Source organism: Halanaerobium kushneri (assembly GCF_900156285.1).
Lineage (GTDB): Bacteria > Bacillota > Halanaerobiia > Halanaerobiales > Halanaerobiaceae > Halanaerobium > Halanaerobium kushneri.
Genome location: NZ_FTNC01000006.1, coordinates 125,004 through 144,810 on the forward strand (window position 1 = coordinate 125,004; position 19,807 = coordinate 144,810).

At 33.4% G+C, this 19,807-nt stretch carries 19 protein-coding genes; 3 read left to right on the forward strand and 16 right to left on the reverse strand.

Annotation, left to right across the window (positions count from 1 at the left end):
- Positions 1–41 precede the first annotated feature (41 nt).
- From BW929_RS05920 to BW929_RS05955, 8 genes are read right to left on the reverse strand one after another with little or no spacing between them, the layout of a single operon-like run.
- Positions 42–533: a chemotaxis protein CheW gene (locus tag BW929_RS05920; RefSeq protein WP_076544450.1), complete on the reverse strand. Its 492-nt coding sequence runs from the start codon at positions 531–533 to the stop codon at positions 42–44.
- Between the two features lie 13 nt (positions 534–546).
- Entirely contained in the window at positions 547–2,538 is a 1,992-nt protein-coding gene (locus BW929_RS05925) for a methyl-accepting chemotaxis protein (protein WP_143414016.1), read from the reverse strand.
- 25 nt (positions 2,539–2,563) lie between these two features.
- Entirely contained in the window at positions 2,564–4,555 is a 1,992-nt protein-coding gene (locus BW929_RS05930) for a chemotaxis protein CheA (protein WP_076544452.1), read from the reverse strand.
- Between the two features lie 33 nt (positions 4,556–4,588).
- Positions 4,589–4,978: a hypothetical protein gene (locus BW929_RS05935; protein WP_076544453.1), complete on the reverse strand. Its 390-nt coding sequence runs from the start codon at positions 4,976–4,978 to the stop codon at positions 4,589–4,591.
- A gap of 14 nt (positions 4,979–4,992) precedes the next feature.
- Entirely contained in the window at positions 4,993–5,400 is a 408-nt protein-coding gene (fliS, locus tag BW929_RS05940; protein WP_076544454.1) for a flagellar export chaperone FliS, read from the reverse strand.
- 54 nt (positions 5,401–5,454) lie between these two features.
- Positions 5,455–5,682 carry a carbon storage regulator CsrA gene (gene csrA, locus BW929_RS05945; protein WP_076544455.1) on the reverse strand — a complete coding sequence of 76 codons (228 nt, stop codon included), beginning with the start codon at positions 5,680–5,682 and terminating at the stop codon, positions 5,455–5,457.
- The gene (gene fliW / locus BW929_RS05950) at positions 5,682–6,125 is read right to left on the reverse strand and encodes a flagellar assembly protein FliW (protein WP_076544456.1); all 444 of its coding nucleotides are present in this window, start codon (positions 6,123–6,125) and stop codon (positions 5,682–5,684) included. The genes csrA and fliW overlap by 1 nt, the downstream gene beginning before the upstream one ends.
- A gap of 32 nt (positions 6,126–6,157) precedes the next feature.
- Positions 6,158–6,427, reverse strand: coding sequence for a DUF6470 family protein (locus BW929_RS05955; RefSeq protein WP_076544457.1), 270 nt, complete (start codon positions 6,425–6,427; stop codon positions 6,158–6,160).
- Between the two features lie 202 nt (positions 6,428–6,629).
- Between BW929_RS05955 and BW929_RS05960 the strand changes: the two genes are divergently transcribed.
- A complete protein-coding gene (locus BW929_RS05960; RefSeq protein ID WP_076544458.1) occupies positions 6,630–7,397 on the forward strand; it encodes a glutaminyl-peptide cyclotransferase in 768 nt (255 codons plus the stop codon).
- Positions 7,398–7,464: 67 nt separating this feature from the next.
- Here the strand turns inward: BW929_RS05960 and BW929_RS05965 are convergent, their stop codons facing one another.
- The 8 genes from BW929_RS05965 to BW929_RS06000 all read right to left on the reverse strand — a co-directional run bounded on the left by BW929_RS05965 (position 7,465) and on the right by BW929_RS06000 (position 17,381).
- Complete coding sequence (locus BW929_RS05965) at positions 7,465–8,817, reverse strand: tetratricopeptide repeat protein (protein WP_076544459.1); 1,353 nt, start codon at positions 8,815–8,817, stop codon at positions 7,465–7,467.
- 143 nt (positions 8,818–8,960) lie between these two features.
- On the reverse strand, positions 8,961–10,073 hold the full coding sequence (locus BW929_RS05970) for a sugar ABC transporter permease (RefSeq protein ID WP_084566107.1): 1,113 nt from the start codon (positions 10,071–10,073) through the stop codon (positions 8,961–8,963).
- A 2-nt stretch (positions 10,074–10,075) separates the two neighbouring features.
- Positions 10,076–11,608 carry a sugar ABC transporter ATP-binding protein gene (locus BW929_RS05975; protein ID WP_076544461.1) on the reverse strand — a complete coding sequence of 511 codons (1,533 nt, stop codon included), beginning with the start codon at positions 11,606–11,608 and terminating at the stop codon, positions 10,076–10,078.
- Between the two features lie 90 nt (positions 11,609–11,698).
- A complete protein-coding gene (locus BW929_RS05980) occupies positions 11,699–12,796 on the reverse strand; it encodes a sugar ABC transporter substrate-binding protein (protein WP_076544462.1) in 1,098 nt (365 codons plus the stop codon).
- A 330-nt stretch (positions 12,797–13,126) separates the two neighbouring features.
- Positions 13,127–14,275 (reverse strand): response regulator transcription factor, encoded by a 1,149-nt coding sequence (locus BW929_RS05985; RefSeq protein ID WP_076544463.1) that lies wholly within the window; start codon positions 14,273–14,275, stop codon positions 13,127–13,129.
- 1 nt (position 14,276) lies between these two features.
- Positions 14,277–16,031: a sensor histidine kinase gene (locus tag BW929_RS05990; RefSeq protein WP_076544464.1), complete on the reverse strand. Its 1,755-nt coding sequence runs from the start codon at positions 16,029–16,031 to the stop codon at positions 14,277–14,279.
- Positions 16,032–16,042: 11 nt separating this feature from the next.
- Positions 16,043–17,065: a substrate-binding domain-containing protein gene (locus tag BW929_RS05995; RefSeq protein ID WP_076544465.1), complete on the reverse strand. Its 1,023-nt coding sequence runs from the start codon at positions 17,063–17,065 to the stop codon at positions 16,043–16,045.
- A 112-nt stretch (positions 17,066–17,177) separates the two neighbouring features.
- Positions 17,178–17,381, reverse strand: coding sequence for a putative motility protein (locus BW929_RS06000; RefSeq protein ID WP_076544466.1), 204 nt, complete (start codon positions 17,379–17,381; stop codon positions 17,178–17,180).
- Between the two features lie 173 nt (positions 17,382–17,554).
- Here BW929_RS06000 and BW929_RS06005 point away from each other — a divergent pair, with 173 nt between their 5' ends.
- Together BW929_RS06005 and zwf are read left to right on the forward strand one after the other, a co-directional pair.
- On the forward strand, positions 17,555–18,190 hold the full coding sequence (locus BW929_RS06005) for a lactate utilization protein (protein WP_076544467.1): 636 nt from the start codon (positions 17,555–17,557) through the stop codon (positions 18,188–18,190).
- Between the two features lie 71 nt (positions 18,191–18,261).
- Positions 18,262–19,791 carry a glucose-6-phosphate dehydrogenase gene (zwf, locus tag BW929_RS06010; RefSeq protein ID WP_084566110.1) on the forward strand — a complete coding sequence of 510 codons (1,530 nt, stop codon included), beginning with the start codon at positions 18,262–18,264 and terminating at the stop codon, positions 19,789–19,791.
- Positions 19,792–19,807 lie beyond the last annotated feature (16 nt).

The following is a 19,807-nucleotide window of genomic DNA, read 5'->3' on the forward strand; positions in this document are numbered from 1 at the left end:
TTTATCAGCTAAAAATTTAGCAAAGGAAAGCTCTTGATAACTTATTGGGTAAAAAGTGTTTTTTCTAAGTCCAGCAGAATCAAAAGATGATCCTCATCACGAGCGCAGACCCCGCGCAGGTAATCCTGACGCAATCCACTTTCCACATCAGGAGCCGGAGTAATACTATCTTCTTCTAACCAGACAATACCTTCAATATGATCTACCTGGATTCCCAGCAACATATCGTTAACTTCCACGGTAATAGTTCGCTGTTCATCTTTTTCAAAATCTCCACTATCCTGATCTATTTCAAAGCGGCTGTGCAGATCAACAACTGGAACAATTATCCCCCTCAAATTAATAACACCTACAACATGTTCATCCGTATTGGGAACATTTGTTATTTGAGCAGATTTGATAATTTCTCGAGTATATTCTATTTCTATCCCGTATTCTTCTTCTCCAATATTAAAAACTACATATTGAGCCTGACCGCTTTTTTTATTATTTTTAGCATTTTCTAAATCTACGCGTTCTTGAGCTGTCTCCATAATCACACCCCATTTATGAAATTTTAAATTCTCCAACTAATTCTTTTAATTCAACTGTCATCTCAGTCAGACTATCAACTGCCTGGTTAAGATTTTCCATCGACTCTGATTGTTGCTGAACAGAATCGGAAATCTGATCACTATTAACTGCCTGCTCTTCTGTAACTTTAGAAATATCCTGACTTCCTTTTGAAAGCTCGTTAACAGAGGCAGCTGTTTCTTTAACCTGAGCAACAACATCCTTAATTTTATCAGTAATATTGTTGAAGGTTTTACCAGTTTCAGAAACAGAATTTGCTCCTGTTTTAATCTGGTCATTGGTATTATTGATAACACCAACTGTAGCCTTTATTTCATCCTGCAGGTTATCAACTAGGCCTTTAATCTCATCGGTTGATCCCTTAGTTTCTTCAGCTAATTCTCTAATTTCGTCTGCCACTACTGCAAATCCTCGCCCGGCTTCTCCTGCTCGAGCAGCCTCAATAGCAGCATTTAAAGCCAACAGATTTGTCTGTTCTGCAATTGAAGAAATCATATTAACAATCCCATTAATTTTCCCGGCAGACTCATTAAGGTTATTAATTTTATCAATTGATTCAGCAGAGACTTCCATTACCTCTTCCATCTCTTTTTCTGTTTTCTGCATCTCTACCAGACCATTTTCTGCCAGATCATTAACCTGATCAGTATAATCAGTAATCCCCTGAACATTTTCGTTAATCTCAGTGCTTGAAGAAGCAAATTCCTCTGCTGAAGCAGCCACTTCCTCAATTGAAGCAGAAAATTCTTCTACTGTAGCAGCAACATTATCAATAGACTCAGAAGTTTGAGCAGCGGTTGCTTTTAACTCCTCACCTGTCTGATCAGTTTTTAAAGCAGAATCATTAATGTTTATAACCAGTTTTTTAATGTTTGCTACCATTTGATTAAAGGCATCTGCAAGTTCGCCAATTTCATCTTTGTTATCAATATTAACAGTTTCTGTTAAATCTCCACCGGCTATTACATTTGCAGAATCACGTAGTTTTAAGATTGGTTTTGCAATATACCCCGCAATATAATAAGCAACCACAATTCCGATAATCACTGCAATAATGCCAATTAATAAACTCATATAGCGCATTGTGGTAATTGGAGCCATAACATTAGCATTTTTTGCCTGAATTGCAAGTGCCCAGTTGGCAGATTTTAAGGGAGCAAAAGCAACTCCACGTTCAGCTCCCAGCAGATCATAGAATTCTATCTCACTGGCATCTGAATGCATTTGCTCAAATAAAACTTTCATCTCCGGTCCACCGGCTTCAAGTATCGACTGGTTTCCCTGATATTCAGGATTTTCATGAGCAATCACATGGTTATTTTCATTAATTATAAAACCAGATCCCTCACCATTTATATTCATTGAAGTACTCATCTGATTAAATACAGAAAGAGGAATTGATCCCCCAAAAATCATGGTTAAATTTTCGCCTACAAAGTAGGGCTCGATTATTAAAACTGATTGTTCTTCAGCCCCCGGGGTCTGCACCGGATCACTAATAAAAGTTTCTTTACTTTCTAGAGCTCTCTTAAAAAAATCCATTTCTGATACATTTATTTCTTCGTCAGAATAAGTTGTACTCATCTGTCCATTTAAATCAATTAAAAAAAGTGAAGATAGATAAGGGTGTTCTTCCACTATAGTTGCAAAATGTTCATTATTACCCATATTAAAATAAAGCTGTCTTGCCAGTTCGGTATCCAAAGTTGTGCGGCTGTCAAACCAACTGTGGTCCAGATTTTTGACTGAACTTATGCTCTGATCAATAACCATATCCAGCTGTCTGGCATTATTACGAACTTTGTCTAAAGCTGACTGATAAATACTTTCCTCCAGAATACTCCTCGACTGAAAATAAGTAAAAACTGAAGAAAGTAAAATTAAGGCTAAAACTAAAATACTTATAATTATTATTAATTTTGTTCTGATACTCTGCCAGTTAATTTTATCGATACTAAGGTCCATCTTTTTATCTCCCCTATTTTTATATTTAAGCAACAATATCTCTTACATCAATAATTAGAGCAACATCACCATCACCAATAATTGTCGCACCACTGATATACTCAGTATCCTGCAGATAATTACCTAGAGATTTAATTACAATCTCCTGCTGGTTTAATAGTTCCTCTACAATGAGACCAATAAAACGATCACCACTTTTTAAAATCACTACCGAAAGGTCAGACTCTGATTTTTTAAATGAATCAAGGCTTTCATGACCAAAAATTTCGGCAGCCGAAACAAGTGGAATTGTATTTTCTCTTAATACAATTACATCCTTACCTCTTACCTTTTTAATATTTTCCGGGCTAATTGTAAGTGTCTCACTTACAGCATTCAGAGGAATTGCAAAAGTGTCTCCATCTACTGTAATCATCAGCGCCTGAGTTATTGCAAGAGTTAGAGGGAGAGAAATTGTAAATGTACTTCCCTGACCCAGTTCAGATTCAATACTAATTTGTCCATCAAGTTTTTTAACTACATTACGAACTATATCCATCCCAACACCACGGCCAGACACATCTGTAACTTCAGCAGCAGTACTAAAACCAGGATGGAAGACAAAATCAAGAATATCTCTTCTCTCCATCTGTTCCAGTTCTTCTTCAGTCACTATTCCCTTTTCTATGGCCTTACGTCCAATTTTTTCAGCATCAATACCCGCTCCATCATCTTTAACTTCTATGATGATTTCGCTGCCTTTTTGATAGGCTCTAAGCTCTATTCGACCTTCCTCATTTTTGCCTTTAGCTTTTCTGGCTTCAGGCTTTTCAATTCCATGATCAATGGCATTTCGCAGTAAATGAGTAAGCGGATCTGATAATTCATCGATTATCGAACGATCCAGTTCAGTTTCCTGACCTTCCATAACAAAATCAATTTCTTTTTCCATTTTATTAGAAAGATCTCTAATCATTCTTGGAAATCTACTGAACATTACACCTACTGGAACCATTCTAATCTGCATTACTATATGATGCAGCTCCATTGTCACTCTATCCAGCTGAGGAATAATCTCATTAAATTTTGATTTTTGAATATCAAGTGACTGCAGCCGGGTCTTATTAATTAAAAGTTCCCCGACCATATTCATTAAAGTATCAAGTTTAGAAATATCAACTCTAACTGTAGAACTACTCTGAAAAGAATTAACCTTATGCTCAGCATGCAGACTTCCCTGTTCATCTGCCGCACTTTCTTTATCCAGTTCTAAGTTTTCAATCTCATCAAAATTGAGAACTTCCGCTCCAGAAACTTCAGCCAGTTCTTCTTTAAATTCATCTGTCGGCAGCCAGCTTAAAGCATAAATATCAAGCTCAGAAATTGACTCTTCAGAATCTTCGATTTCCTCTTTTGCAGGTACAGATTTAAATAATGTTCCAATCTCTTCAATTTTTTTAAGAACCATAAAAGCACGTACACTCTGAAAATCCTGATCATCTAAAACAACTTTTAAATGATAAATTCTTTCTTTGTCTTTCTTCTGGCTTTCAAGTTCCTTTTTTTCCTGCTGGTTAAGTCCAACTCTAAAATCACTTTCTTCATCAGCATCCAAACCAGCTGTTCCAGCATCAGATTCAGAAGACGAAGCTGACTGTCCATAACTGGCGAGTTCCTTAATAAAGCCTTCTAAATTAATGCCATCAGGTTCTTCACCTTCATTTTCTCTAATTTTTTCTACCAGAAACTGAATATTGTCAAGTCCCTGTAATAAAAGATCTATAAAATCTGTTCTAACTTCCAGTTTACCCTCTCTAACTCGATCAAGCATGTTTTCCATCTTATGAGTCAGCTCGGTTAAATTTTCAAACCCCATAGTCGCAGCCATCCCCTTAAGAGAATGTGCTGCTCTAAATACTGCATCTATAGTTTCTTTATCCCCGGGATTATTTTCGAGGGTTAAGATACCGTTGTTAAGGGTTTCAACATATTCTTTTGCCTCATCAAAAAACATATCTAAATAACCATTATCCTGCATTAACTTCCCCCCTGATTTTAATTATTAAAATTATTAACTTTTTTGATCAAAAAACTTTGCCTCATATTTATCAGAATTGAGATAGCCTTTAATACTCTTCTCCCGACTGTATAGAGAAATCATTCTTTCTTTATTTTCTTTCTTTTTCTCTTCCAGTTCCTGCATATTTTGAGCCTGAAGTTCAGCTATCTCCTTTAATAAATTATGAAGTTTAGTTTTTTTCTGCTGCAGTTCATCTTTAGTTAAAGATAAAGCAAGCTGAGCAAAGTAATCTTCCTGCTCAACCTTATCAATCTCTGCAATGACCTCATTTTTACTAGCTAATTTTTCTTGTAAAATATCAAAATCACCAGCTTCAATCAGATCTGCCTCTGCTTTAGTCAGTGATTTTAACTTTTGATATAATTTAAATAAATCTTTCATTATCAACCTCCAGCCTAAACACCAACATTTACTCGTTTATCTTCGCCAGAATTTTGATTAATTACAATTTCTTTATAGGTAGTAAATAATTCTTCTACCAGAGGAATTACATTATCAAGGTGTCTGGTATTTTTGTTAAGATTAGCCTGTATTAACTCTCTGTAGATAAAATCATAGAGACTTTCGAGCTGAACAGCGATTTCTCCACCCTGTTCTTTATTCAAAGTACTCTGTAATTCTAAAATAATATTTTGCGCCTTAATTATATTTTTATGGCTTTCTTCAATTTTTCCTTCTTTTATATTCTTTTTTGCTAATTTCATAAATTTAACCGCACCCTGATAAAGCATCAGCAGAAGCTTACCCGGACTTGCTGTCTTAATTTGCATCTGTTTGTACTGATCGGCGCTTCTTCCCTGCATAAAAATTACCTCCTAAACATATTTTATAATTTTTTGCTTAAAATAGCAATAAATCTAGAGTTTAAATTTAATATTATTTAATTCTTCCAATAACTTTTTGTTTTTAACAGCTTTCTTATTCTCTTCTTTAACATCTTCCAACAGCTCTTTGCGCATAATTTCAATTTCCTGAGGAGCTTCAATCCCAAGCTGTACTTTACCATTCTCAATTCCAACAACAGTAATTTCTATCCTCTCATCAATAACAATTTTTTCATTTAATTTTCTAGTTAATACCAGCATTATTCTGCCACCTCTTCTACAGGAGCAAATATTTTATATCTAACCTGATAGCGGCTATCATCAAGAATTACCTGTTTTCCCAATTTATCTTCTATGTTAATTACTATTGGTGCTGATAGATTGGCAGTACTCTTTTTTATCTCATTCTTTAGAGTAATAATGTTAAGTATCAGTACATCCGAGACTTTTTTGATTTCTAATTCCTTTTCAGTCTTATCGCTGATCTCAAATTCGTAATTTTGAATTAAATTCCCTGGTTCCACAGTTACAAAGGCAATATCCGGATTATCAACTGACTGCATAACTATAAAAGGAGATTCTTCCCCCAGCGGTAGTAAAACAAACTCTTCTAAATTCTCAAAACCAGGTAAACCTGATTTAAAAATAATTATATCTGACTCTGCTATTTCCAGTCTTCCAAAATCACGGGTCATTATTTCCATTTAAATACCTCCAATTTTAACTTACTAATATTTTAAGCCTTGAAATTTATATTTGGTCCCGGTTTGTAAGCTATAACCAGTTCCTTCTGCTCACTGTACATAATTTCTGCACCCAGATCTGAGATTTTATAATTTTTAAAATCACTCAATTTATCACCGGTTGCTGCATAGAAAGCTGCTGCTTTTTTGGCGGTTTCCATTCCTTTTTTTGAAAAATTATTTGTACTATCTTTCAATTTATAAAAACCCATTGCTTTTCTGGATGGATAACTATCAATCTGCAAATCTAAATTCTGCAGCATTAGATCACATCCTCTCTTAATTTAAGCATCGGCAATGATGGATTAAATATTAAATTGAATTAAATACACTTATATAAGATTAAAGCAACTTAAATATGTTATACTTCAATTTACTCCCAGTTATTATTATCTAAAAAAGGTTTTGAAATATTAATAGCGAATAAATAAAATATGCAATTAAAAAATTTTGAGGTGACTGAAAATGAAAAATAAAATTATCTTTTTAATACTTATTCTGCTTTTTATACTTACTTATCCAGTTTCAGCCCTGGAAACTGAAACAGTAACAGAACTAAATTACCAGGTTATAGAAAGTTATCGACACGATCCAAAAGCATTTACCCAGGGGCTGGAAATTTTTGATAACAATTTATATGAAGGTACAGGTCTCTATGGTAAATCAAGTTTAAGAAAGCTCGAAATTAAAAGCGGCCGAATTTTAGATAAAATAAATCTAAGTTCGGATTATTTTGGGGAAGGAATTACTATTTTAAATAATAAAATTTATCAGCTCAGCTGGAAAGAAAATATAGCTTTCGTCTATGATCTTAATTTTAATTTAATCAAAAAAATTAACTACTCGGGAGAAGGCTGGGGGCTAGCCAATGACGGAAAATACCTGATCATGAGCAATGGCAGTGAATATCTATATTTTAGAGATCCAGACACATTCGAATTAGCCAAAAAAATCAAGGTCAGAACTAAAGACCGGCTGATAAAAAACATTAATGAATTAGAATATCAAAATGGTTTTATCTATGCAAATATATGGCAAACAGATTATATTATTAAAATCGATGCTGCAAGTGGTAAAGTTTCAGCATATCTTGATCTGAGTGGAATTTTGAAAACAGACTATACAGGCGAAATAAATGTCTTAAATGGAATTGCTTATGATTCAACAAATAAAACATTTCTGGTTACAGGAAAATTATGGCCCAAAATTTATAGAATTAAAATTATCGATTAAAACTAAAATCCTTCTGGAAAATAGCTTAATAACCATTTCCCAGAAGGATCGATTTAAACTCTGCTTATTAATTTAAAATCTCATAAACCTGTGAGTTATTATACTCGCTGTAAGGCTCTTCCTCTCTTAATCTTTTTAATACCTCTTTGCTTTTTTCTACTTTCCCGGCCTCATTAAGCATTAAACCAAGATTATAAAGAGCCTCATCATAATAATTGCTTTCCTTATATTCATTTAAATAAATACGATAAAAATGCTCTGCAGACTGATAATTATCTATTTTTTCGTGACTTCGGGCCAGTAAAAATAAACTTTCGCGCCTTAAATAGTCTGTTTCAGTCAAATTATATATACTATTAAATATATCAATTGCATCCTGATAGTCCTGACGGGAAAAATAATCCATTCCCAAATTAAACAGCTGCTGTTCAGTTCCATCTTCCAAAAATGTATTTGCTGCTTCCAGTCTATTTTTTTCTCTTTCTTTTTCTTTTAATTCTCTAATATTTTCTAAGGAAATCAACGGAGAATCTTTCTGATAATCAAGCAGCTTATTTTTGGTTAAAATACTGGTGCTGCCTGTCTTTACCTGCTCTTTTTTATTTTGTTCTAACTTGCTTGCTTCATTAGAACCATTATCCGGCGAAGAATTACTCTCTTCTGAAGTTTTTATCTTTTTCGGGGATGAATTAACCTCTCCAGATAAATTCTGACTTAAAGCCGGATTTTCACTTTCCTCTTCTTTAGCGGAATTTGCAAATTCAAATCCCTGAAGGTTATTTCCAATCCAATTTAAAGGACTGACTCCACTTAAATTTAGAAAAATTGCAAATAAAGCTAAAGCAATTACTCCTGCAATTAAAGCACTCTTTTTATTTGTCTTTGATTTAAAATTAAATGCACTGCTATTTTTATCTTCTTTTTCACACTGCATAATATAATTTTTTATATTCTGATTACCACTATCCAGCTCATATGCCTGATAAAAATATTTTAAAGCTTCTTCGTAATTTTCTTCTTTTTTATATAAAAGTCCAAGAATAACATAAGGTTCAATTAATTCATCATATTCTTCAATTAATCTTTTTAAAAATTTAATCTTCCTGTTCTTTTCTGTTTCATCATTAAAAAGAATCTCCTTATATTCTTTTCTAATCTCTTTAAAATCCTGTTTAGTAATTAATTCCAGATAATCTCTGGCTTTATTTTTATCTTTTTGCAGAGACAGACTTTTCCGCCATGTTTTTTCTGCTTTATCAAACCTGCATTTAAGATAATAGGCCAGACCAAGTAAATTAAGAGCAGATACACTCTTGGAATTAAATTTTAAACATAATTTTAATTCATCAATGGCATCTGATACATTATTATTTTTTATAAGTTTCATTGCTTCTCGATAATGAGCATTATTTTTATTCATTATAACAACCTCTCCAGATTTAATATCTGCCTCTTTTTTACTATTTTATCACATATTAATTAATCTGAAAAGAAAAAGAGATAGCCACAAAGTAATAGTCGGGCTATCTCCAGAATTTATATTTTTATGTTTAGTTTTATATTCTATGCTGTTTCTCTTCTGTTTAAAACATCAATCATAACAGCCAGAATTATAATAAAACCTTTGACAATCATCTGATAAAACGTATTAATACCCAGTAAACTCATTCCGTTATTGATAACTCCAATAATTATGGCACCAATAACTGTTCCGGTTATGGTTCCAACACCACCCATAAAACTGGTACCCCCAATAATTACTGAGGCAATAGCATCAAGCTCAAAACCGTCTCCTAAGTTAGGAGATGCACCATTCAATCGAGAAGCAAGCAAAATACCGGAAGCAGCACTTAAAACACCTGTGATGACAAATACCATGGTTTTTGACTTTAAAATATTAATACCAGACAGCCAGGCTACTTTTTCATTCCCACCAATTGCATATAATTTACGACCAAAGCGAGTTTTACGCAGAGTATAAATACCGGCCATTACAATTACTGCAAAAATAGCTACTGGAATCGGAATTCCCTGATAGCCAATAAAGGTAAAGAATCCGGCAATAAATCCAGCGATAGTTAAAATTATTCCACCTGTTAATCTGGCTTTGTTTCTAACTTTTTCGCCATTTTTTAGCTCAATACTGGTTTTAAATACAGCAAAAATACCCAGAACTAATGCGACTACTAAAATAATTAGAGAAGGTAATTTAGGAATATATCCACTACCTATTTCCGCGAAGGTTAAATTAGTAACCGGAACTGAAACTCCCTGAGTTAAAACAAGACTTAAACCTCTAGCAATAGTCATAATACCCAGAGTAATAATAAAGGGGTGAATATCAAACTTTGCACTCATAAAACCATTGAAAAATCCAATTACACCACCTACTCCAATCAGAGTAACTAAAATTGCGAGCCACATACCAAATCCAGCCTGCATTAAAAGAGTTACTGTTACAGCGGATAGTCCAACTACAGAACCTACAGAAAGGTCAATACCAGCCAGCAGAATTACCATAGTCATTCCAACTGCAATAATCCCATTAATTGTTACCTGACGCACCAGGTTAGTTAAGTTTCTTGAACTTAAAAATGAAGGTGATAAAAAACTTAATATAATAACTAAAAAAATTAAAGCTATAAATGTACCATTATTCTTGATAAACTTCTTCAAATTTATTCAACTCCTTTATTACCAGTAGCATATTTCATTATTGTTTCCTGATCTGCTTCAGAACGTTCTAACTCAGCAGTCTTTTTACCTTCAGACATCACAACTATCCGATCACTCATTCCCATAATTTCTGGCAGCTCAGAAGAAATCATAATTACTGTAACTCCCTGTTCAACCAGCTGATTCATTAATCTATAAACCTCAGTTTTAGCTCCAACATCTATTCCCCGGGTCGGTTCATCTAAAATCAGAACATCAGATTCTGTAATCAGCCACTTTCCAATAACTACTTTTTGCTGATTACCACCGCTTAATTTTTCTACGAATACATCCAGAGAAGGTGTCTTAATATTTAGTTCATCAACGTATTTTTCAGCTACAGCCCTTTCGGCATGCTTATCCATTGCCAGTTTAGAACTGAATTTTTTGATTGAAGGTAAAGTCATATTCATTACCAAATTCTTATCTAAAAGAAGCCCAAGTTCCTTTCTATCTTCAGTGACCAGAGCTATTCCATTGTTTATTGCATCAGCAGGAGATTTAATATCCAGTTTCTTTCCATTTAGAAAAATTTCTCCTTCTCGCTTTTTTCCATAAACTCCAAAAATAGCATTTACAAGCTCAGTCCTACCTGCCCCCATCAAACCTGAAATACCAAGAATTTCTCCTTTATGGGCAGAAAATGAAACATCATCTACCAGCTTTTTCTCAGGGTTAAAAGGATCAGGAACTGATATATTTTTTGCTTCCAGCGTTTTTTCTCCCCGTTTAAAATCATGACTGGGAAAAAGATCTTCAATATCACGACCAACCATTCTGGCAATAATTTCATCCAGAGTAACCTGATCAATATTTATTTTGTCACCAATAGTTGAGCCATCTCTTAAAACAACAACGGAATCTGCTATTTCTTCTATTTCTTCCATTTTATGAGATATATAGATTATTGAAACACCACTGGCTCTTAATTCATTAATTACTGTAAAGAGTTCATTTACCTCAGAATCTGTTAGTGCAGAAGTAGGCTCATCAAAAACTAAAATTCTGGTATCTAAGGAAAGTGCTTTTGCAATCTCAACCATCTGCTGTTTACCAACAGTTAAATCTCCAAGTTCTATTCTCGGGTCAATATCCATGTTTAACCTTGCCAGTACCTTTTCGGCATTATGATATAATTCTTCCCATTTTATTCCACCAAATTTGTTTAAAGGTTGTCTATCTAAAAATATATTTTCAGCAACAGATAGGTCAGGCAGCAAATTTAATTCCTGATGAATGATTCCGATTCCGGCTTCTTCCGCTTCTCTGGTATTGTCAAAACGAACAAGCTGATCATCAAGATAAATATCTCCTTCATAGGTAGGATAGGGCCAGACACCACTCAAAACCTTCATCAATGTTGATTTCCCGGCACCATTTTCTCCAACCAGAGCCAGGACTTCTCCCTGCTCCAAAGTAAAATTAACATTGTCTAGAGCTCGTACACCGGGGAAATCTTTAATAATATTTTTCATTTCCAGAATTACTTCAGCCATCTATTTTACCTCCAGAATTGATTATTTACAGAGCAATCCCATCCTAATGGATGGGACTGCTATATTATTTGTTCTTATATATTCTTATATTTACTCATCTTTGAAAATTTCTGTTGCTTCATGATATCCATCTGCTACAACAGTATCCATAATATTATCTTTATTAACAACTACAATTTCTGTAATTACAGTTGGTACTTCAATCTTACCATTGTCAACATAGCGATCAATTTTTACAATTTCATCAATTGGCTTATCAGGATTCTTAGCTAAAGAAACTGCTACTTCAGCAGATCTATAAGCTAAAGGTTTAATCTTTTTAAAGATCTCAACAGTCTGCTTACCCTGAGCTATATATCTAATATTTAATAAATCAGCATCAGACCCGGCAACAAAAACTTGATCACTGTCTGCCATACCCTGAGCTTCGAGAGCTCTTACAGCACCGGAAGCAAGACCACTATTATTTGCTACAACAGCATCAATATTGTTATCATATTTTGTTAAAGCATTTTCAGTTGTAGCCATAGCCAGATCTGGAGACCAACCTTCATGACTCTGATCGACTACTAAGTTAAGTCCATCATATTTAGCTACTGTGTCCAGAACTCCCTGAGAAAAAGCATTGGCATTGGAGTCACCAGGCTGTCCTCTTAATAAAACGACATTACCTTTGACTTCACCACGATTTTCTTTAAACCATTCAACCATTGCTTTACCCTGCAGTTCACCAACAGCCCAACTGTTTTGGGTTAAAAATACATCTACATTACTATTCATAATTAAAGAGTCATAGTTAACTACTGCAACTCCAGACTCATGAGCCATTTTTACCATATTACTTGCTGTACCTGTATTAACAGGTTGTAACACTATAACATCAGCACCCTGAGTTAACATGTTTTCAAACTTAGAAAGCTGAATATTTTCATCATTGTTTGCTGAATCAAAAATTACCTCATCAGCACCTAATTCTTCTGCTTTTTCAATAAAAGCATCTCTATCTTTAATATATCTTTCTTCCTGCATTGTCTTCAGAAGGAAGCCAACTTTGATTAGACCATCATCTTCTTTTTTGTTATTACCAAGAAGATTATCCAACCAACCGCCACCATCCTGAGCAAAAGCCGCCATTGAGATTGAGGAAACAAGTAAAACTACTACCAACAAAATACTTAATTTTTTCATTATTAACCCCCTAATAGTTTTCTCAATGTGAACCATTATTAACTTATATTTGCTTATAATTCTCAAAGAGTTATTTGATTTATCTAAATTGTATATAATAATCTGAGCATTAACCATAGAATATTTTTTTAAACCCTTGAATATTTTTTGTATTGATTAATTTAGGCTCATATGAATGTTTTTCTAAAAGCAACTATTATACTACTAAATTCATTAAAATAAAAATATGACAAGAATTTATAAAATAGAGAAAGTCCCCAGCTAAAATTCCAGCTGAGGACTCTAATTATTTCTTGATTATATTTTCAGTAATTACCAAAAATACGTTTATTACAAAAGATTAATGTTATCTCGATATGTTGTGGGAGAGGCTCCGACCAGTTTTTTAAACCAGGAACTGAAATAGTAGGCGTCATTAAACCCCAGTTGATCGGCAATCTGATAAATTTTATCATCAGTTGTTTTTAAAAGTTCTTTTGCTTTATTTAATCTGATCATATTAAGATAATCACTAAAACTTTCTCCCGTTTCCTCATGAAAAAGATTACTTAAATGACCGGTGCTTAAATTAAATTTGCGGGCCATCTCACTTAAGGTGATCCCATCCTGATAATTGGCTGCTATATATTCTTTCATCTCACTAATAATTTCAGCATTTTTTTCTCCCGGACTAAAAGAAATTAAATCATGTAATCTCAACAGAAACTCTTTTAGCAAAATTTCAATTTCTTTTAAATCATTATAATCTAAAGCCTCAATTCTCTTCTTGTTAATAATCTCCATCAAATCTTCCGCTTCATAATCCAGATCTTTAATAATTTTAAAGCTTTCTAAAATCAGATTATTTAATACCACATATAATTTTTCTTTGTTAAGTTTTACACTTTTTAGTTCCTCAATAATTTTATTTACGGTTTTTAAAATATCATCTCTACTACCTCTTTTTAAAACAGCGTTTAAATCAATGCGGTCCATTATTAAAGACTGATGCTGAAAAAATTGATCATCAATTAACCAGTTATAGATTGTGTTAAGTTTATGATCATTAATATAACTGGATATTTCTCCTCTTAAAACAGCAAGCCTCTGCTCATCATTTTTTTCCTTAATGAGCTCATCTCTAGCTTTATTAACCACCTCTAATAATTTTTTTGAACGAAAAGGCTTTAATAAATAATCATTAACCCCAAAACGAATCGATTTTTGAGCGTATTCAAATTCTGCAAAACCTGAAATAACAATTACTTTTAAATGAGAACTATTTTTTCTGGCTTCTTCAATTAAATTCATTCCACTTAATTTAGGCATCTGAATATCAGTAACCAGAATATCTATTCCTTTTTCTTTAATAATATCTAAAGCTTCCCTGCCATTAGCAGCAGCAAATATTTGATAGCCCTCTCCGGCCCAGTCTGTATTATTAATTAATTTTTTTCTAATCGGTTTTTCATCATCAACCAGCAGTAATTTAAATTCCAAATTACTTTCCTCCCCTCTGATCAATCCTAATAATGACCGTTGTTTTTTCACCTTCAATACTTTCCACAGTAAGACCTGAACTACCACCATACATTAATTTTAAACGCTGATCCACATTACGAAGACCAAAATATTTTTTCTGATCATCAGTTTTTAATTCACCAGTTAATATTTTATTAATTTCCCTCACTTTGGCAGTTGGGATCCCGACCCCATTATCCGCAATTTTAAAATATATATTTTTATTTTTCCGATAACCTTTAACGATTACCAGGCCATTTTTTTCGGCCGGTAATAAACCGTGATAAATAGCATTTTCTACTATTGGCTGCAGTATTAGTTTAGGAATATGTTTTTCCATTATTTCAAAATCCTCAATGTCAATTATATATTCATATTCTTCTCCATGTCTAAACTGCTGAATAAACAAATAATTTTTTACATGTTTAATTTCATTTCTGATTAAGACCATTTCCTTACCGTGGCTTAAACTTAAACGAAAGAATTTACCCAGAGCTTCCACCATATGAGTTGCTCTATCAAAATCTTTATTTTCCAGCAGACCAATAATTAAATCAAGTGTATTATATATAAAGTGAGGTTTGATCTGATTATCCAGACTTTCCATTTCCAGTTTTCTCAAAAGCTTCTGTTCTCTAACATTCTGTTCCATTAACTTATTTATTCGCCTGATCATCTTATTAAAACTCTGACCGAGCTCAGCAATCTCATCATTACCACTGATATCAATTTTTACTGAAAGATCATTTTCAGAAGCACGATGTGTTAATTCCTGCAGTTTTTGAATTGGTTTCGAAAGAGAATAAGAAAGATAAACAGTCAGCAAAATAATAATCAAAAGTACTACTAAAGTTAAATATACTGTAATATCAGTAATATAATTCAATTCTGCCTCTACTTCATCAGCCGAAGCCATACTGATTATATACCAGCCAGTAGATTTAGAAAAAGTGGAAGTTAGAATATACTGTTCTCCATTTAAATTTACTTTGCGATTAGGAAAACCGTCACTATAAAGCAAACTCCGCTTGCCAATCTTTTCCTGATCAGGATGATAGACAATATCACCATTTTGATCAGCAATTAAAAAATAGCTCTTTTCTCCCAGATTAAAATCTGTCAAATTTGCCAGTACATCCAGATCAATATCAGCAGAAATTAATACATTTTCTTCCGCGATTTCTGGATAATATGAACTAACTATTGTAATTACTTCCTTTTGCAGATAATTGCTATAGGGTGGTGTGAAAAATATATCTCCACTTAAATTTGAATACATCCTGTTTTTAAATTCATTTATATCTATACTAAAGGTACCATAGCTGCTGATTCTGCGGCCGTCCTGAAAAGTAATTGCAATATCTTCCAGGCCGGGTTTCATCTGTTTTAAATTATTAAAATCCTCCCAGATTCGAAAAGCATATTTTCTATTATTTCTAAAATCATTTGCCTGGGTAAGCTTGATAAACTGATTAATATAAAAATCCTGTTCTCTACTTAAAAAAGTTTCTATTTCACTAACATAATCCTCCAGATCTCTTTCCATCCTGTTTACCATTTCCTGTGAGTAATCACTAATGCGATCATTAATCGCACCTCGATAAATATTAAAAGAAAGCAGCCCGGATAATAAAATGGGCAGCAGACCAATTATCAAAAAAGAAATAATTAATTTAGTTCTAATGGTATGGATTTCTATTCTATTAAATAATTTTTTGAAAAATTTATTAAACATTAATTCCCACCTTATTTTACTCTCCAGGGGCGATGAGTCTGGAGAAGCCTCTCTAAATTTTGTTCATTAGCAACTTCTACCCCGGTTTCAATATATTCCTGGGGAAGGGCATCATACATTATATAATTATACAATGTTGATAAACCTTTAGAGCCCATAGTTGCCATATCCTGTCCCACTAAGTACTGCAGCAGACCTCTTTGCTGTAATAATAGAGCATCATAAAAAATATCTATCCCAACTGCAATACCTCCATCTTCTGCCCACTGTTGAAAATTAGGTAAAGCTTCTGCAGGAACATAAAAGGGCCAGCCTCCCACAAAAAATATAATATCAATATCCGGATTTTGCTGTAAATACTGCTCCAGTAATTCCACAGAAAGATTGACACTATCCTGATTTTCAATTATATCTTTAACTCTTATATTGGTATTTTCTACCCTATCCAGAAAGCCTTCGATTCTACTATCTAGATTTAAAGCCCCTCTGACTCCTGTCATAATCATTGTATTTAGATGTTTTCCCTGCTGCCTGTAATCAATATTATTATTTTTTAAGACATCAAGCAGTCCTTCTGCAGTCACTCTGCCAGCTTTATAATTATTAATACCTATGTGAAAAAGTCTTTTGCTATCAGGAGCATCAGCATCAAAAGTTGCGACTGCTATTCCTGCCTCGACTGCCTTATTAATTACATTAATATATTCAGGTGTATTATTAACACTAATTACCATTCCATCCACTTTCCTGGCAATTAGACTTTCAATAATATTTATCTGCTCTTCCGCATCATAAGCAAAAGGAGCCACCCATTCAAGATTAATCCCCAGATCAATTGCTTTCTCCTGAGCATGCTCATAGGCATCAAGAAAAATTGGATTATCCAGTGATCTTGGAACATATGCTATAGTAATTTCCTGCTCATTTTTCTGGTCTTCCTGCTGATCAATATTTTCTGCCGCTGCCGGCAAATTTAAAAAAGTAATAAATATTAAAATAAAAATTATTAAAATCCTATTTTTTTGAGCAAACAATATTTGTCACCCCACAAATTTATTCATCTATCTAAAAATTGAAAAAACTATAAATAACACATAAAAAAAGGCCCTTTTAAAGGCCTTTAATCTTTAAGTTTAAATCTTAAAACTATGCCATCAGATTAATATTTTGACCTCTACCTGGCCCTGCGGCTCTGGCCTGCTGTACCGCCTGTGAAGTTTCTTTCATACCTTCAACCAGTTTAGAAACCTGATCAGCACTCTGACCCATAGCCTTCTGCATGCCAGAAATACTTAAAGCCTGCTGAATACTTGCTATCTGATTCTGCATTGCAGCGTTCACACTGCTCATAATATCAACTCCTCTACCATTAATTCAAATTTAACAGTGTTAGTAGTTTAATAATAGCAGATTTTATGCTGTTTTTCCACTATTTTGAGTAATTAATTAAATAAAGAAGGTAATTTGAGTACTTTTGTACAATTATTACTAGTGAGAGAATAAATTTTGAAAGGAGAATTATGATGACTATTAAGAAAGACTACTACAAAATTAAAGCAGAGAATATTATTAATAATTTTAAAAAGAGAAATATTGAAGGTTTTTATGTAGAAAATTCAAAAGCAGCCAGAGAAAAAATTCTTAACCTAATTCAAGAAAATTCTTCTGTTTCCTGGGGAGGCTCAATGACTCTAAAGGAAATTGGAATTTTTAGTGATTTGAAATCTGGTAACTATAATTTGCTGGATAGATCGACTGCCCAAAATTCAACTGAAAAAGATAAAATCTATCATCAGGCACTAAGTGCAGAATATTATTTAATGAGTTCTAATGCAATTACTCAGTCAGGAAAGCTAGTAAATGTTGATGGCAACGGCAATCGCCTGGCAGCTTTAATTTATGGACCAAAAAATGTAATTATTGTAGCAGGCATGAATAAAGTTACCGCAGATGAGGAAAGTGCAGTTAAAAGAGTTCGTAATCAGGCAGCACCTGCAAACTCAGTTAGACTTGATCAAAAAACTCCCTGTGCTAAAACTGGCCACTGCAGCAGCTGCCAGATTGAAGATACTATCTGCTGTCAAACTGTTATTACCCGTCGTTCTCGCCATGAAGGAAGAATTAAAGTTATCTTAGTTGGAGAAGAGCTGGGATTTTAAAATGTTAATCTATTTACAGTAATAATTAGATCACTGTGTTAAGTTTATTATAGTTATGGGAGGTGCTTTCAATGAACAAAACAGCAGATAGACTATATAGAAGCCCTGAAGATAAAAATATTGAAGACAATTTTCAATTTATATTATTTGGTGGTACTGGTGATCTGGCACATAATAAAATTATCCCTGCTTTTTATAACTTAGCAGCCAAAGATATTTTACCAGATCATTATACAATAATCGCTACCGGCCGCCGCTATGATAATAAAAATGAATATCTTAATAATTTATATTCTTCAATTGAAAACAAGAAGGAGAAAATTGATAACAGAACCTGGCAGTCCCTGACAGATCATATAGAATATTTTCAACTTTCCTTTAAGGAAAATAATGACTTTGAAAGACTTAGAAAAAGACTTTTACAGAAGTCTAAAGAAGACAAAATTTCCAATCGAATTTTTTATCTGGCTACTGCGCCTAAGTTTTTTGCTGAAATCGCAAAAAAACTAAAGGAATTTAACTTATTAAATGCTGGTTTTGAACACAGTGATTCGAGACTGGTCATTGAAAAACCATTTGGACATGATTTTGAATCAGCCAAAAAGTTAAATAATACTCTAAATGATATTTTTTCTGAAAAAAATATCTTTAGAATAGACCATTATCTGGGCAAAGAAATGATCCAGAATATAATGGTTATCAGATTAAGCAATCCAATTTTTAGAGCTCTCTGGAATAGAGAGCATATTGATAATATACAAATTTATTTAAATGAATCAGAAGGAGTTAAAGACCGCGGCAAATACTATGATGATACAGGAGTAATTAAAGATATGTTCCAGAACCATATTCTACAGGTATTATCCTTAATTGCTATGGAAGAACCAGCTAATTTAAGTGCTCAGGAAATCTCAGATAAAAAAGTAGAGGTTTTCAAAGAACTGGCTGACAATGATTTAAGCGATATAGACAAACATATTGTCCGAGGCCAGTATGACTCAAATACTGTTAATGGAGAAAAAATCAAAGCTTATCGCCAAGAAAAACAGATTAATTCTGAATCTCAGACCGCTACTTTTATGGCACTTAAACTGTTTTTAAATAATGACCGCTGGCGAAATGTACCTATCTATCTTAAATCAGGTAAGAGATTGAATAAAAAAGAGGCTGCAATTGCAGTTGAATTTAAAGATAATTTTCATTCTTCTTATCTTCAAAATCAGAAATTGGACAGCAATCTTTTGCTAATTAAAATCCAACCTGAAGAAGGTGTCTCACTCAGGTTTAATACTCGTAAACCGGCAAGCAATAACAAAATTATTCCTGTTAAAATGGAATTCTGTCAGAGCTGCCAACAGTTCTTTAACTCTCCTGAAAATTATGAAGGTCTAATCTATGATATGATCGAGGGGGATAAAACTCTCTTCACAAGCTGGGAGGAAGTTTCATATTCCTGGAAGTTTATAGACAAGATTCAACAAAAATGTGAAGAAGAAAATATTGAACTCCATAATTACCCAGCCTTAAGCGAAGGTCCTGAAGCAGCTGACCGGCTGCTGGAAGCAGATGGAAGAAAATGGCTGGACAAAGAATTGTCGTAAAAGATATAGATATAAT